Source organism: Pedobacter sp. KBS0701, from assembly GCF_005938645.2.
GTDB lineage: Bacteria > Bacteroidota > Bacteroidia > Sphingobacteriales > Sphingobacteriaceae > Pedobacter.
The window spans coordinates 541,845-556,660 of record NZ_CP042171.1 but is presented as its reverse complement, the minus strand read 5'-3'; the positions used below and the strand labels follow the sequence as shown (position 1 = coordinate 556,660).

Genomic DNA, 14,816 nt, shown 5'->3' with positions numbered 1-14,816 from the left:
TTACCGATGTAAAATCGGCACAGGTTGCACTCCGCTCGAAATGACGAAAGCTTAAGGGAGGAGCTATCTCCTTGAACTTCTTGATTTTTATACCATAGATCACCCCTCAGGATTGACAAATTAACATTAATGATACAGCCTTTATTATAGTATTGACGACCTAAATCTCCTATACTGCATCAGACAAAGAAGTAAAAGTAAAATCCCTTATTCTTAATGGCGGCAATAGATAGTTGGCTTCTGATTCGGCACTGACTGTTCTTTCGGCTATTCCAATCTCATCCAGGTTATTCAGCATGATAACCGGACTTTCATTGAAACGAAAATTTTTGACCGGGAATTTGATTTCTCCGTTTTCGATGTAAAAAGTACCATCCCTGGTCAACCCGGTTAGCAATAAGGTTTGTGGATCTACCGTACGGATATACCATAAACGCGTAACCAATATACCTTTTTCTGTCCCCTTAATCAGTTCTTCCAATGTCTTGGTTCCACCTTGCATAATGGCACCGCCAGGAGTTGGTATTGCCTTAATTCCGGTTTTCTGTGCCCAATATCTCGAACTGTATAAATTTTTCACTACTCCTTTTTCTATCCAGTTTATCTTCTCCTGAGGCCTTCCATCTCCAGACCATGTTGAAGTTGGAAGCTCAGGATTCCATGGATCGGAATAAATATTTACCCGTTCATCTACCAGCTGTTCCCCTAATTTGGTCTTTCCTCCGGTTTTACTCATGAAGCTTCTTCCTTCATCCGCTTGTCTGGCGTCCAGCGAGAAGAATAAGTTTTCTAACATTACTGCTACGGCGGTTGGCTCTAAAATAACAGTATATTTACCCGGCTCTATCGCTTTTGCAGTTACTGACGACATTGCTTTTTTTGCTGCTATAGCTGTATCGGCCTTTGCATTAAGCTTGCTAAAATCGTTGTATCCTCTGGTGGCATAACCTGAGCCCTTGCCATCATCAGTTCTTACCGTAATGTTAAAAGCAACATCGGTTGAAGTATTATAAGCAAATAACCCCTTACTATTCATCAATGCAGCGCAACCCACGCTGTTCGACAAAAATCCTGCGGCATTCAGTTTATTATCCATAGCCTGTTTTAAACTGGCCTGTACTGCATCAGCTCTATCTTTTGGCGTAACAGCTGCTGTAGCAGGAGAAAATGTGGGTGAATCGGGACCATATTCCTGAGGCCCTAGAAAAGGCATAAATTCAGGATTTTCCGGGGCAAGCTGCGCAAGTTCTTCTGCTCTGCGCACTACTTTTTCCAGCGAGGCATCATCAAATTCATTTATAGTGGCCGTACCCAGTTTTTTCCCGAAGGCTGAACTCACCACCAAACTGTTAGCACTAATTCCACCACTGGTAGAAACTGCGTTTCTGGCATACCTTAGGTTCCCGCTATCTGAGCAGTTTAGATTGACTTCACATTGTTCTGCTTTAGAGTAAGAAAGTACCTTAGTTAAAAGTGCCTTTGCTTCTGCTTTTGTTAAGATTGGCATAATTTCTATCAGATTTTTCTAGCGGTGTTGATCACATTAACTTTATTAAAACGTGCGGTTGCCGATCCGTGAGATACAGCACTTACCTGACCAGGCTGGCCTTTACCATCAAAGAACGAGCCTCCTAAACGGTAATCGCTCTGATCGCAAATGGCCACACACGAATTCCAGAACTCCTGGGTATTTGCCTGATAAGCCACATCTTTTAGCATACCAACTATTTTCCCGGCTTTAATTTCGTAATACAGCTGACCACCGAACTGGAAATTATAACGTTGCTGATCGATAGAAAAAGATCCGTCGCCTACAATGTAAATGCCTTTTTCTACATTTTTGATCTGATCTGCTATACTCAATTTGGCCTTACCCGGTTGCAAAGAAATATTTGCCATGCGCTGAAACTGAACACTGCTCCAGTTATCGGCATAACAACATCCTTGCGATGCATTTAAACCTACTATATGTGCCTGATCTCTGATGGCCTGATAATTTACCAATATGCCATCTTTAATTACATCCCATTTTCCGCATTTCACACCTTCATCGTCATAACCAACAGCCCCTAACGATCCAACTTCGGTTTTATCGGCAGTAATATTAACTTCCTTACTACCGTAATTAAATTTTTTAGATTCCCATTTGTCTAAGGTTAGGAAACTTGTTCCCGCATAATTGGCTTCATAGCCCAATACACGGTCGAGCTCGGTCGGGTGTCCACACGATTCATGAATCGTTAACCATAAATGTGAAGGATCTAATACCAGATCATACTTGCCTGGCTCTACCGATTTTGCCTTCATCTTTTCGCCTACCTGTCTGGCCGCCTGTGTAGCATCTTCAAGCATATCGTACCTGCCTTTGTAAAGCGTACCAGAAGCTGTTTGTATTTTATCCTCTGGCCTGGCATTTAGATATTCGTAGCCTTTACCTGTCGGGGCACTCAATGCATTTCTGGTTTCGAACTTACCGCTTACCTTATCTATTTTAGTGATATAGAAAGTTGGCCAGATGCGGTGAATATCCTGATCGATATAAGAACCATCAGTTGAAGCGAAATATTTTTGTTCATTTACCGCAAATAATACGGAGTTAATATAATCTGCACCACCCTTCATCGCCGCATCATTCACCGCCAACAATAAATCTACCTTTTCTTTTACGGGTACTTCAAAAGTATTTTTCTCAATCGGCGCTTTCCAGCTTACTTCGCCATATCCTTTTTGTGGGGCTAGCATTACAGGTTCTCTTAACAAACGGGCATTTTCTTTGGCAATAGTTACCGCCAGTTCAGCTGCTTTGGCGATGCTATCCTTATCCAATTTATCGGTTGCTGCAAATCCCCAGCTTCCATTCGAAATTACCCTGATACCGATGCCATACGATTCGGTATTTACAATATTCTCTACTTTATCCTCACGTGTAACAACATATTGGTTAAGGTATCTGCCTACACGCACATCAGTATAAGTTGCACCTTTTGATCTTGCCGCATTCAAAGCCACATCCGACATGATTTTTTTAGCTGCAGGATCAATATATTCTAAGGCCTGCTCGGGGGAAATCTCTTTCCCAAAAACCGGAATGGCAGGAAGCATAGCCGCAGCAGCCCCCACACCAGTTAAATAAATAAAGTTTCTACGTTTCAAGATGAGATGGTTTAAATATGTCTGAATATAAGTTTTTTAACTTATTTCCCGAAATTTCTATTTCGATTTTAACAGATGAGTAAATGTAAAATAATGCTAAGAAATGTTTTTATACCAGCATTAGTAAATATGATATGCTGGTTAAGCCAACTGTACACCAATGAAATTACAATGTTATAATTTCCTTATTTTTAGGAAAGCAATTGTAGTATTCTATAGGCCAATTTCTTCCTGCTCTACCTGCTGCCATGAAAAATGGGCATTCTTTCGATCAGGTTTAGCTAGGGTATTTTTCTGCTCCTATGTTGGTTTTCCGTGCCACAGGACAGGTTTATAGCCCTGATCGAAGCGGCATCCCCGATTTTTTCATCGGGATAAAGCGGAGAGCAGGACTAACTTAAAAAAAAGCGAATGACAATGCGCTCCAAAAAAAATCGCTTATATTTTACTTCATATCATATACTAATGGCGCAACCTGCATCATGATTAACATTAAGATTTGATGGTTTCTTATGCCAGGAAAGCAATTGTAGTATTCCATAGCTCAATTTCTTCCTGCTCTACCTGCTGCCATGAAAAATGGCATTCGTTCGATCAGGTTTAGCTAGAGTAGTTTTCTGCTCCTATGTCGGTTTTCCGTGCCAAAGGCTCAGGTTTATAGCCCTGATCGAAGCGGTATCCCCGATTTTTCATCTTACCATGTGGACACATCTTTTTAAGAATAGTTTAGGTATTTTGCTAAGCAACTTTAATCAAGCATGGATTTTAACCAAGTACGCTGTCAATCCCAAGAGCCAGGGAAATCAAAAAAACAGTTGCATTTCAGGTAAATTGGCACTAACAAACCTGAAACGCAGTGGTTTTGTGTTCATAGACGATGATTTAAATTTTAAAAAAATATTGAACACAAAACGAAGTGCCACTGTTTTTTTGATGCGTATAGGATTGTGCAAAAGGCTCATTGCTGGATTGACGAAGCGCTTTGGGTACTTTGGCGCTCCAAAGTACCATGCCACCGCGGCATAGAGCGGCTGAAAAATATTATAATTAATTGTGTCCACACGGTAGGATTTTTCATCGGGACAAAGCGGAGTGCAGGACTAACTTTAAAAAAGCGAATGACAATGCGCTCCAAAAAACAACCGGCAAGCTTAATCTTTAATGTAATATCAACCTACATCTTAAATAATATTAAGATTTAATGTTTTCTTATTTTTGGAAAGCAATTGGAGTATTCCATAGCGCAATTTCTTCCTGCTCTACCTGCTGCCATGAAAAATGGCATTCGTTCGATCAGGTTTAGCTAGGGTAGTTTTCTGCTCCTATGTCGGTTTTCCGTGCCACAGGCCAGGTTTATAGCCCTGATTGAAGCGGCATCCCCGATTTTTTCATCGGGATAAAGCGGAGAGCAGGACTAACTTAAAAAAAAGCGAATGACAATGCGCTCCAAAAAAAATCGCTTATATTTTACTTCATATCATATACTAATGGCGCAACCTGCATCATGATTAACATTAAGATTTGATGTTTTCTTTTTTCAGGAAAGCAATTGGAGTATTCCATAGCGCAATTTCTTCCTGCTCTACCTTCTGCCATGAAAAATGGCATTCGTTCGATCAGGTTTAGCTAGGTAGTTTTCTGCTCCCATGTCGGTTTTCCGTGCCACAGGCCCAGGTTTATAGCCCTGATCGAAGCGGCATCCCCGATTTTTTCATCGGGATAAAGCGGAGAGCAGGACTAACTTAAAAAAAAGCGAATGACAATGCGCTCCAAAAAAAATCGCTTATATTTTACTTCATATCATATACTAATGGCGCAACCTGCATCATGATTAACATTAAGATCTGATGGTTTCTTACGCCAGGAAAGCAATTGGAGTATTCCATAGGTCAATTTCCCTAACTATAGCTTCTGAGAAATTGAAACTTCCGCATTAATTTTATTCAGGTTATCACGGATAAGATTTAAATCTTCGGCCTCCATATTTTTTAATGGAATAACCAGCTGTGTGGCCATCGAATCTACATCGCCTCCCCTGTCTTTATAAGTCTGTACAATTACGTCATCACCTTTGGTATGGATATATAATTTACCTGAAGTAGTTGTACCATAATAGTCCATATCTTTAAATTTCGATAACTTAAATGCGAAATACTCCGTTTTACCGTTATTAAAATACCGCTTGTAACGGCAAAAACCATTGTTGGTAACATTTAGCTCATAACGTTTTACCTGATCACTTTCCTGGCTACTATCATAATGATCAGTAAGCGTTTTATGAAGATAAAGGGCATATTGCTCTATGGATTCGGGGTCGGAAAAAGCACATAAAAACATACAAAAAGCCGAAAGAACAGATATTTTCAAGCAGAGTGTAAACTTTTTCATCGGGTTAGCGTTTTAATCATACCAATTTAATTAAAATCATAAATTTGTATATGAGTTTTTCTCCACAATCAAGAGTTTGGATATACCAAAGCGATCGCAAATTTACTTCTACGGAAGAAACTGAGATCTTAAACAAATTGGCAGCTTTTACTAACCAGTGGAAAGCACATGGAAATGAATTGCTTGCAAAAGCAGAAGTACGCTATGGCTTTTTTATTATCCTAACAGTAGATGAAAGTCAGACTGGTGTTACCGGTTGCTCCATTGATAGCTCTGTTCGTCTAATTAAAGAAATTGAACAGGAGTATCATGTAGACCTTTTTAACCGTTTCAACATTGCCTATAAAGTAAATGGAGAAGTTGTGGTAAACAGCAAGGAAGATTTTGAAACTTTGGTAAATATAAAGCAGGTAACGCCAGAAACGATTGTATTTAACAATATGGTTCAAAATCTGGCTGAACTTGAATCTAAGTGGGAAGTCCCTTTTCAAAACAGCTGGCATTCTAGCGTTTTTGCACATTTACTTTAAGCCTGTGTTCATCGTAGATCTTAAATACATTGTTCCGCTAACCGAGTTAGATGCACATATGGAAGCGCATGTACAATATTTAAAGAAATACTATAAAAAAAATATTTTCGTGGCTTCAGGCAGAAAGGTGCCCCGAACCGGTGGAATTATTCTGGCCCTTGCTAAAGATGAGGCTGAATTGAAAAAAATCCTGATGGAAGACCCCTTTTATAAACACCGTTTGGCCGATTTCACGATTACACATTTCCTAACCTCACAGTACCACCCTGATCTGGAATCTCTTTTAGGCTAACTGGTTCAGAAGACCTGTTGCTATTGCAGCTATTTTTTACTGTCAGCCAAACAATTAGCTAACAAAAAACATTATATTGGTTAAATCAAATAATGTGTATGAAGCGCTGGCTAAAAATCTCTTTAAAAATTGTATCGGTTTTAGTTGTACTGATTATATTAACCTGGCTGGCAGGTGCGTTTTACATTAGCCGCAATAAGAAAGAAGTGCTGGCTTCTATCCTTTCGCAACTGAATAAAAATTTAAATGGACAGATTACTGCCACCAGTATGGAGCCAACGCTTCTGAAAAGCTTTCCGGGAGTTTCGGTATCACTAAACGGTGTTCTACTGAGAGATAGTTTATGGAACCAACATAAACACGATCTTTTAAAAGCGCAGGATATAGACGTCTCTTTAAATGTGCTCTCACTTATTGTAGGCAATATCAATATTAAACAAATTGCGATTAATAATGCTTCCATTTATATCTATACCGATTCTACAGGCTATAGCAACACCAGTATTTTTAAAAGTAAACCGAAAACTGATAAAAAATCTTCGCCAAAATCCTCCGCGCTGGAAGTTAAAAAGATTGATTTTAACAAGGTAAGTTTGATATTGGACAATAAAAAAAGGTTTAAGCTATTCAATTTTAACATCGATCAGATCCAGGGTAGAATGGAATACCCCGATAGCGGCTGGACCGGTAAAATCAGATTAATAACCAAGGTAAATAGTTTCGCATTTAATACGAGAAAAGGCAGCTTTTTGAAAGATAAAACCCTGGAAGGAACCTTAAAAGCGCATTATAGCCGTGATCTTGATGCGATACTGCTGAACCCCGAAATCCTTAACATTGGCGGTCACCCTTTTAAAATTGGTGCTAAAATAGAATTGGATAAATCTGCTTTTGCCATTAGCATTGCTGTTGATGATATTTTGTTCAGAGATGTTGCCCTGCTCTTATCACCTAACATTTCCTCAAAACTTTTAAAATTTGGCATTGAAAAACCGATCAATATCCGGGGAAATATCGTTGATGACGGGTCAGGAAAATACGGAGACCCCTTAATTAAGGTCGGCATAACAGTAAGAGATAATGTGGTTTCTATTCCGGCAGGCAAATTAACAGCATGTAATTTTGATGGCTCCTTTACTAATCGTGATACCGTTGGCGGCATTATTGGCGACGAAAACTCGTCCATCAAGTTCCACAGGCTCACGGCAAAATATTTTAATGCGCCGCTTAAAATCGACACCTTCACGGTAAATAATTTAGCTCGCCCGATTGCCACCGGATTAGTCACCTCACAATTTCCCCTAACCAACTTAAACAATTCGTTAGGTACAAACGATTTTGAATTTAAAAACGGTACAGCGAACTTAAGGTTATATTGCAAAGCCGATATTGATAATTTCAGGTTCACAAAACCGGTTGTTTCGGGTAAAATACAGATTGCCGATGCAGACATCCTTTATATCCCCAGGAAGTTGCACCTGGTAAAAAGTGCTTTAAACATCAATTTTAACCAGAATGATTTATCGATACAGAACGGGCATTTCCAATTGGGCAAAAGCGAGCTCAATGTAAGCTGTAGCATCGCCAATTTTGCCAACCTGTATTATACGGCTCCCGAAAAAATATTGGTGAACTTAAAAATGTCGAGCCCTCAACTCTACCTAAAAGAGTTCTTACCCTTCTTAGGGCCGAGAACAGCGAAGAAAAAATCGAGTGGAAACAAACAAGTGGTTTCGAAAGAGCTGAGCAATGTATTGGAACTTTCGAAAATGAATATCCGTTTAACGGTTGATAAAGCCATTTACGATAATTTTCTGGCCGAAAACCTTGATGCTGATATTTCATTGCGCGGAGGCGGCATTTTTTTCAATAAAATCAGTGTGGCTCATGCTGGCGGACAATTATCGCTTGATGGGAATATTATGCAGGAGGCCGCCTCTAACAGTTTTAAAATCAATTCGAAAATTAGCCATGTAAGTGTTAAAGATTTCTTCTACTCTTTCGATAATTTTGGACAGAATACCATTACCAACAAAAATTTAAAAGGTTATTTGTCGTCGTTGGTTAACATTTCTGGCAGGATATCGCATACAGGAAAAATTCTTCCACGATCGATAAATGGTAAAGTGGTGTTCAATCTGAACAATGCCGCACTGGTTAATTTCGATCCGATGGTTAAGGTTGGAAAATTTGCTTTTGCCAACAGGAACCTATCAAACGTAGAAATCAAAAACCTTGATGGAACCCTTAACATCCATGGTGATAAGGTAGAAATCAGTCCAATGCAGATAAACTCCAGCGCTTTAAACTTTAACGTAAAAGGCACTTACGCTTTAGGAAGTGGTACAAATGTAGAGATGGACATTCCACTGAGAAATCCAAAAGGAGATGAAAACTTAACCAAATCAGAAAAAAGAGAAGCCCGTATGCGTGGAATCGTATTGCACTTAAAAGCTATTGATGACGAAAAAGGCGGAATAAAGATCAGGTGGAATAAGGATCATGATTAATAGAAGAAAAATGTAAGATGGATGATGGAATTTAAATTACCCTAATCCATCTTACATCGACCATTTTACATTAAAAATCCAGCGGCCCTAATCTGTTCATATTTCTTAAAATCAGGTATTGACGGTGCCTGATGTATGGGGTTGCATTTTTGGGTGTCCACCTTCTGGGGTTTGGAAAACAGGAAGCAATTAAAGCGGCTTGTTTCTTAGTTAATTTTGTACAGGATTTACCATAATACTCCTGGGCAGCAGCCTCGGCACCATAAATTCCATCACCCATTTCGATTACGTTCAGGTAGACTTCTAATATTCTTTCTTTGTTCCAAAACAGCTCTATAAGTAAAGTAAAATAAGCTTCAAAACCTTTTCTTATCCACGATCGGCCAGGCCACAGGAAAACATTTTTAGCTGTTTGTTGCGAAATGGTACTCCCGCCCTTCACCCTTTTTCCTTTGGCATTACTGGCAAAAGCTTTCTCAATAGCTTTCATATCAAAACCGATATGTGTTAAAAAGAGCTGATCTTCAGCAGATACAGCGGCCCTTTTCATATTATCAGAGATATCATCAAACTTAACCCATTTTTTTTCCGTTTTAAAAGGTTTCCCATCCGCTTTACGCTCAATGTTCCGTAGTACCATTAAAAGGGTAATAGGTGGATTAATAAAACGCAGCGCGATTACCCAAAACACAGAAACCAACAAAAAATATAAAAATACTTTCGTAGCCATATTGGTAATCTTCTTCAGAAGAGGGTATTTTGCCTTACTTTTGGTTCTGCTTGTCTGCGTTTTCGCCATGACGCAAAGGTAATTAAAGGGACGGAAGATGGGAAATGCAGAGGCCTGGAATAACGTGAAAAGTTTTTGCCATCAAAATAACAAAACCAAAATGCAAAATTCTTGTGGTAAACCTTTATTGTACATTAAAATCAGTTTGTTTATGTATTTTGGGATTCACATTTTAAACAGAATGCAAACAAAATTAACTAAATGAAAAAGCTAGGCTATCTCTTTCTTGCTGTTACACTATGGGGCTGCAGTATAACCAAAAACGTCAATAACAGTTCTGAAAAGTGGATGACACTTTTTAACGGGAAAGACATTAAGGACTGGAATGTTAAAATCCATCACCACGATTACAATGTAAATGTCGGAAATACTTTTAGAGTCGAAAATGGAGTTATTCAGGTGCGATATGACCAATATGGCGATTTCAATGATCAGTTCGGTCATCTTTACTATAAAACACCATTTTCTTATTATCACTTAAAACTAAAGTATCGCTTTGTTGGCGAACTGCAAAAAGGGGCACCCAGTTATACCCTGCGGAATAGCGGTGTGATGTTCCATTCTCAGGACCCGAAAACGATGCCTAAGGAACAAGACTGGCCAATTTCCATTGAGATGCAGTTTTTAGGCGGCTTGAGTGATGGCCGTCCACGCCCAACAGGAAATATGTGTTCTCCTGGTACAGATATTTTTTATCACGGCAACTTATATGATGGGCATTGCCTGGACTCCAAATCAAAAACTTACGATGGTGACCAATGGGTATCTGCCGAATTGATTGTTCTCGGCGATTCGCTTGTAACGCATATTATAAACGGCGATACCGTTTTACAATATAGCAAACCACAGATTGGTGGCGGGGTAGCTAACCGTTACGACCCGAAAATTAAAATTGACGGAAAAGCCCTTACTCAGGGTTTTATTGCCTTACAAAGTGAAGGACAGCCGGTAGATTTTAAAGATATTCAGATTATGGAGCTTCCTCACTACAATAAGAAAAAATCTAATTAAACATTTTTCGATATCATACGTTACAACAACATGAAAGTTGCATTAATTACAGGCGGAAGCAAAGGAATTGGTTTCGGCATTGCCGAATCACTTTTAAAAGAAGGCTATAAAGTAGCCATTACCAGCAGGACAATGGCCAGCGCAAACCAGGCCGCATCTCATCTGGTAGCATACGGTGACGTATTGGCCATTGAAGCAGATGTTGTGGATTTTAAATCTCAGCAGGATGCTGTAAATCTGATACTCGAAAAATGGGGACAATTGGATGTACTGATTGCCAATGCAGGTGTTGGTCATTTTGCACCGGTTGATGAATTGGATATAGATTTATGGAAAGAAACCATTGACACCAATTTAACAGGTGTTTTTTACAGCATTAAAGCCTCGGTAGAGGAGATTAAAAAAACAAAGGGACATATCTTCACCATTTCCAGTTTGGCAGGCACGAATTTTTTCGCCGGAGGATCGGCTTATAATGCCAGTAAATTTGGCTTGACCGGTTTTACTCAATCGATTATGCTCGATTTAAGAAAATATGGCGTAAAGGTAAGTACCATTATGCCAGGATCGGTAGCGAGCCATTTTAACGATCATCAGCCGAATGCTGAAGATGATGCCTGGAAAATCCAGCCAGAGGATATGGGCAAATTGATTGTTGATTTATTAGCCATGCCAGCAAGAACACTACCAAGCAAAGTGGAAATCAGACCAACAACACCAAAAGGATAGTAAGAGTGGAAGATGTAGTTAATTCTACGACATGAATAAATTATTCTTATTTTTTACTGCGGGAAGCATTAATTGTTTCCCGTAGACTTTGCTAATTTAACGTCATTTTAGCCTGTTTTATACTAGTAATTATTATTTGACAATATAAATTGCCCTGACTTTGTTACAAAAAATGCAATTATTTGGGTTGACTTTGTTACAAAATCAATAAAAATAGAGTTTAAACAATCTATTAAGGAAAATTTAAATCAATTGAAAAATCAATATAGAAAATTGTTCACTCAATCGTCTCCATCATCTCTCTTACCTTATCTGTTTTCCATAAAAAAAGTCCCGATGAAAATCGGGACTTTTTTTATTGATTCTTTAAAGAATGCTTATTCAGCGATTACTTCGAAAGGAACCTGAACTTTAACTTCTTTGTGTAAGTTTAAGTTAGCTACATATTCGCCAACAAATTTAGGTTCAGTTTCGAAAGTGATACGACGACGGTCAACATCAAAGCCTTGAGCTTTTAATGCTTCAGCAATCTGGATGGTGTTAACCGCTCCAAAGATTTTTCCGCTTTCGCCAGCTTTAGCACCGATTGAAAGTTTAACATCAGTTAAACGCTCAGCAACACCTTCAGCATCTTTCTTAATTTTATCTTGTTTAAAAGCAGCTTGCTTTAAATTTTCAGCTAAAACTTTTTTAGCAGAAGATGTAGCTAATGCTCCAAATCCTTGAGGGATTAAATAGTTACGGCCATAACCTGGCTTTACTGTAACTACATCATCTTTCTCACCAAGGCCTTTAATATCTTGTTTTAAAATAATTTCCATATCTCTAGCCTCCTATTTTAATTGATCAGCAACGAAAGGTAACAAACCGATATGACGGGCACGTTTAACGGCCTGAGCCACTTTACGTTGGAATTTTAACGAAGTACCGGTTAAACGGCGTGGTAATAATTTACCCTGATCGTTAATAAATTTCAACAAGAAGTTTGCATCCTTGTAATCGATGTATTTAATTCCGTTTTTCTTGAAACGGCAATATTTTTTACGGTTATCCTCTACTTTAGGGGCTGTTACGTATTGTATTTGTTCTCTTGCCATTACGCTGCAACCTCCTTAGTTTTTTTGTTAAAAGCACCACTACGCTTTTTCTCATTGTAAGCAACAGCGTGTTTGTCTAAACGGATAGTTAAGAAACGTAACACACGCTCATCGCGTTTTAATTGAAGCTCTAATTTTGCGATCAAATCACCTGAAGCTTTGTATTCAGTTAAGTTGAAGAATCCGTTTGATTTTTTTTCAATTGGATACGCTAATTTTCTCAAACCCCAATTATCTTCCTGGATAATTTCGGCTCCGTTATCAGTTAGAACTGCTTTGAATTTAGCTAATGCTTCTTTCGCAGCCTCTTCAGATAACAACGGGGTTAGAACGATAACAGTTTCGTACTGATTCATTGTTATAAATTATGTTTTTAATTTTTTAATCCCGAGGTATATTACGGGGATGCAAAAGTAACAATATATTTCTTAAAATCAAATGATTAATGAGAATTTATGAGACATAATGTAATAAGGTAAACGAAAGATGGAATATGGAAGATGGAGAATGGGAACAATGCGCACTACATCATCCATCTCACATCGTCCGTCTTACGTATAAAAAAGGGAGACTATCTATCCGACAATCTCCCCCATCAATTAGCTGTAAAATTTTTAATATGTTTCTATCGTTTTAACAAAACTCTCTTCTTTGAACTTCACTACAAAAGTTAATTCTTTAGAATCTGTTTTACCAATATTGAATTTCTTTACCAGTTGCGATTTATCTTTGAATGCCTCACTATAAACCACATCATTGTATTCGTTATACACTTTAACTTCCACCGGACTATTCTCCAGGTTTTCAAGATTAAGCGTAATTACCTGATCTTTTTTAGTATAAACAGGTTTAAATATGTTAGAAACTTTCGGCTCAGAAACAAGGGCCTCGCCGTTTTTAATGACCACATTATATTTTGCAACTTTTACATCCGACTCTACTTTAAGCGTATATTTTCCATCAGGAAGTTCATTCAGATCATAAATTTTGCTGGAAGAGGCTGAAGCATGGATGTTTTCTTCAAATAAAACTTCATCGTATGCATCAATGAGCGACAAATTAACGTTTTCTGCTTTATCTACAGAGAAACGGATAAATTTTTCCTTTTCACCTTTTACTTTTAAAGTAAAATCATCATCGTTAGCGTGTACACCCGTAGCAGTAAAAAATAACGCTGCTATTAAACCGATTTTTAAGAACTTTTTCATAACCAATATTTTAAATAATTAATAACTATATGATACCACTAAGGTACGGACACATCTGAAAGATAGTTGATTGCATATTTGCCAATATCTATGCTATATTACCTTCAACTAACTGTTATTTTAACAGAATATATAATAAAGCATATTTTTTATGTATTTTAGAACTATAATTCAGCAAAACATGAAACCAAGTTTTGAAGTTGTTGAGCCCTCTTTTGGAAGTTCATTTTATTATTCAAAATATGTAGAGAACGCCAATAATATGGCGCACCTTTGGCATTACCACCCTGAAATTGAAATGGTATTTGTTAACGGCGGGGCCGGCAAAAGGCAGATCGGCAGTCACGTGTCCTATTACACCGAAGGTGACCTGATTCTCATTGGCAGCAATCTTCCCCATTGTGGCTTTACCGATACCAATACCGGAAACAAAAACGAAACTGTTATCCAGATGAAACCCAATTTTTTGGGCAGCATTTTTTTAGGCCTGCAGGAAATAAAAGGGATACAAGAATTGTTCGACAAAGCAAAGGCCGGAATTGCCTTCGGTAGTGAAACCATGCGTATTGTTGGCGACAGAATAGAAATGATGGACGACCAGCAGCCCTTTGAAAGGCTTTTAACTTTATTGAGCGTACTAAAGGAACTTGAACATGCGAAAGATTATAAAATCTTAAATGCCGATGGTTTTTCGATGGAAATGCAGGTACAGGATAATGACCGCATCAATATGATCTTCAACTATGTGAAAGACCATTTTCAGGAACAGATCAGTTTGCAGTATGTTGCAGAAATGTCGAGCATGACTGTCCCTTCTTTTTGCCGTTATTTCAAAAAAATCACCAAGAAAACATTTACGCATTTCGTAAACGAATATCGTGTAGTACACGCGTCAAAGCTTTTAGCCGAAAAACCAACCAGCATTGCCAATATTTCTTATGAAAGTGGGTTTAACAATTTTAGCCATTTCAATAAATTATTTAAGGAGTTTACGGGCAAAAGCGCTTCAGAATATAGAAATGAATTGAAATCGGTGATTAAATAACTTACATTGCTTATTTAACAGAATTTAACAGGCAATAACCCGTTTTTTAGTTATCATTGTTTT

Annotated in this window: 14 protein-coding genes; 6 read left to right on the top strand and 8 right to left on the bottom strand. The window is 38.2% G+C overall.

From position 1 onward, the window contains the following. Positions 1-169: 169 nt before the first annotated feature. The 3 genes from FFJ24_RS02055 to FFJ24_RS02045 form a co-directional block, all read right to left on the bottom strand. Entirely contained in the window at positions 170-1,507 is a 1,338-nt protein-coding gene (locus tag FFJ24_RS02055) for a TldD/PmbA family protein (protein ID WP_210419445.1), read from the bottom strand. A gap of 8 nt (positions 1,508-1,515) precedes the next feature. After that, entirely contained in the window at positions 1,516-3,153 is a 1,638-nt protein-coding gene (locus FFJ24_RS02050) for a TldD/PmbA family protein (protein WP_138820572.1), read from the bottom strand. Between the two features lie 1,902 nt (positions 3,154-5,055). After that, positions 5,056-5,541 carry a hypothetical protein gene (locus FFJ24_RS02045; RefSeq protein WP_138820571.1) on the bottom strand — a complete coding sequence of 162 codons (486 nt, stop codon included), beginning with the start codon at positions 5,539-5,541 and terminating at the stop codon, positions 5,056-5,058. Between the two features lie 50 nt (positions 5,542-5,591). Between FFJ24_RS02045 and FFJ24_RS02040 the strand changes: the two genes are divergently transcribed. The 3 genes from FFJ24_RS02040 (at position 5,592) to FFJ24_RS02030 (ending at position 8,873) form a co-directional block, all read left to right on the top strand. Then, on the top strand, positions 5,592-6,071 hold the full coding sequence (locus tag FFJ24_RS02040) for an ABC transporter ATPase (protein ID WP_138820570.1): 480 nt from the start codon (positions 5,592-5,594) through the stop codon (positions 6,069-6,071). A gap of 4 nt (positions 6,072-6,075) precedes the next feature. After that, positions 6,076-6,363 (top strand): YciI family protein, encoded by a 288-nt coding sequence (locus FFJ24_RS02035; protein ID WP_138820569.1) that lies wholly within the window; start codon positions 6,076-6,078, stop codon positions 6,361-6,363. Between the two features lie 98 nt (positions 6,364-6,461). Next, complete coding sequence (locus FFJ24_RS02030) at positions 6,462-8,873, top strand: AsmA-like C-terminal region-containing protein (protein ID WP_168202360.1); 2,412 nt, start codon at positions 6,462-6,464, stop codon at positions 8,871-8,873. 70 nt (positions 8,874-8,943) lie between these two features. Here the strand turns inward: FFJ24_RS02030 and mtgA are convergent, their stop codons facing one another. Continuing rightward, positions 8,944-9,672: a monofunctional biosynthetic peptidoglycan transglycosylase gene (mtgA, locus tag FFJ24_RS02025; RefSeq protein WP_138820567.1), complete on the bottom strand. Its 729-nt coding sequence runs from the start codon at positions 9,670-9,672 to the stop codon at positions 8,944-8,946. 192 nt (positions 9,673-9,864) lie between these two features. Here mtgA and FFJ24_RS02020 point away from each other — a divergent pair, with 192 nt between their 5' ends. Together FFJ24_RS02020 and FFJ24_RS02015 are read left to right on the top strand one after the other, a co-directional pair. Beyond that, positions 9,865-10,674: a DUF1080 domain-containing protein gene (locus FFJ24_RS02020; RefSeq protein WP_138820566.1), complete on the top strand. Its 810-nt coding sequence runs from the start codon at positions 9,865-9,867 to the stop codon at positions 10,672-10,674. A gap of 30 nt (positions 10,675-10,704) precedes the next feature. Continuing rightward, positions 10,705-11,403, top strand: coding sequence for an SDR family oxidoreductase (locus FFJ24_RS02015; RefSeq protein WP_138820565.1), 699 nt, complete (start codon positions 10,705-10,707; stop codon positions 11,401-11,403). 377 nt (positions 11,404-11,780) lie between these two features. Here the strand turns inward: FFJ24_RS02015 and rplI are convergent, their stop codons facing one another. The 4 genes from rplI to FFJ24_RS01995 form a co-directional block, all read right to left on the bottom strand. Further along, positions 11,781-12,224: a 50S ribosomal protein L9 gene (gene rplI, locus FFJ24_RS02010; protein WP_025144599.1), complete on the bottom strand. Its 444-nt coding sequence runs from the start codon at positions 12,222-12,224 to the stop codon at positions 11,781-11,783. A 12-nt stretch (positions 12,225-12,236) separates the two neighbouring features. After that, on the bottom strand, positions 12,237-12,500 hold the full coding sequence (gene rpsR, locus FFJ24_RS02005; RefSeq protein WP_010599582.1) for a 30S ribosomal protein S18: 264 nt from the start codon (positions 12,498-12,500) through the stop codon (positions 12,237-12,239). Then, the gene (gene rpsF / locus FFJ24_RS02000; RefSeq protein ID WP_029283098.1) at positions 12,500-12,856 is read right to left on the bottom strand and encodes a 30S ribosomal protein S6; all 357 of its coding nucleotides are present in this window, start codon (positions 12,854-12,856) and stop codon (positions 12,500-12,502) included. The genes rpsR and rpsF overlap by 1 nt, the downstream gene beginning before the upstream one ends. A 258-nt stretch (positions 12,857-13,114) precedes the next feature. Then, positions 13,115-13,708 (bottom strand): hypothetical protein, encoded by a 594-nt coding sequence (locus FFJ24_RS01995; protein ID WP_138820564.1) that lies wholly within the window; start codon positions 13,706-13,708, stop codon positions 13,115-13,117. A gap of 181 nt (positions 13,709-13,889) precedes the next feature. Between FFJ24_RS01995 and FFJ24_RS01990 the strand changes: the two genes are divergently transcribed. Further along, on the top strand, positions 13,890-14,753 hold the full coding sequence (locus FFJ24_RS01990; RefSeq protein WP_246862723.1) for an AraC family transcriptional regulator: 864 nt from the start codon (positions 13,890-13,892) through the stop codon (positions 14,751-14,753). The last annotated feature ends 63 nt before the right edge of the window (positions 14,754-14,816 follow it).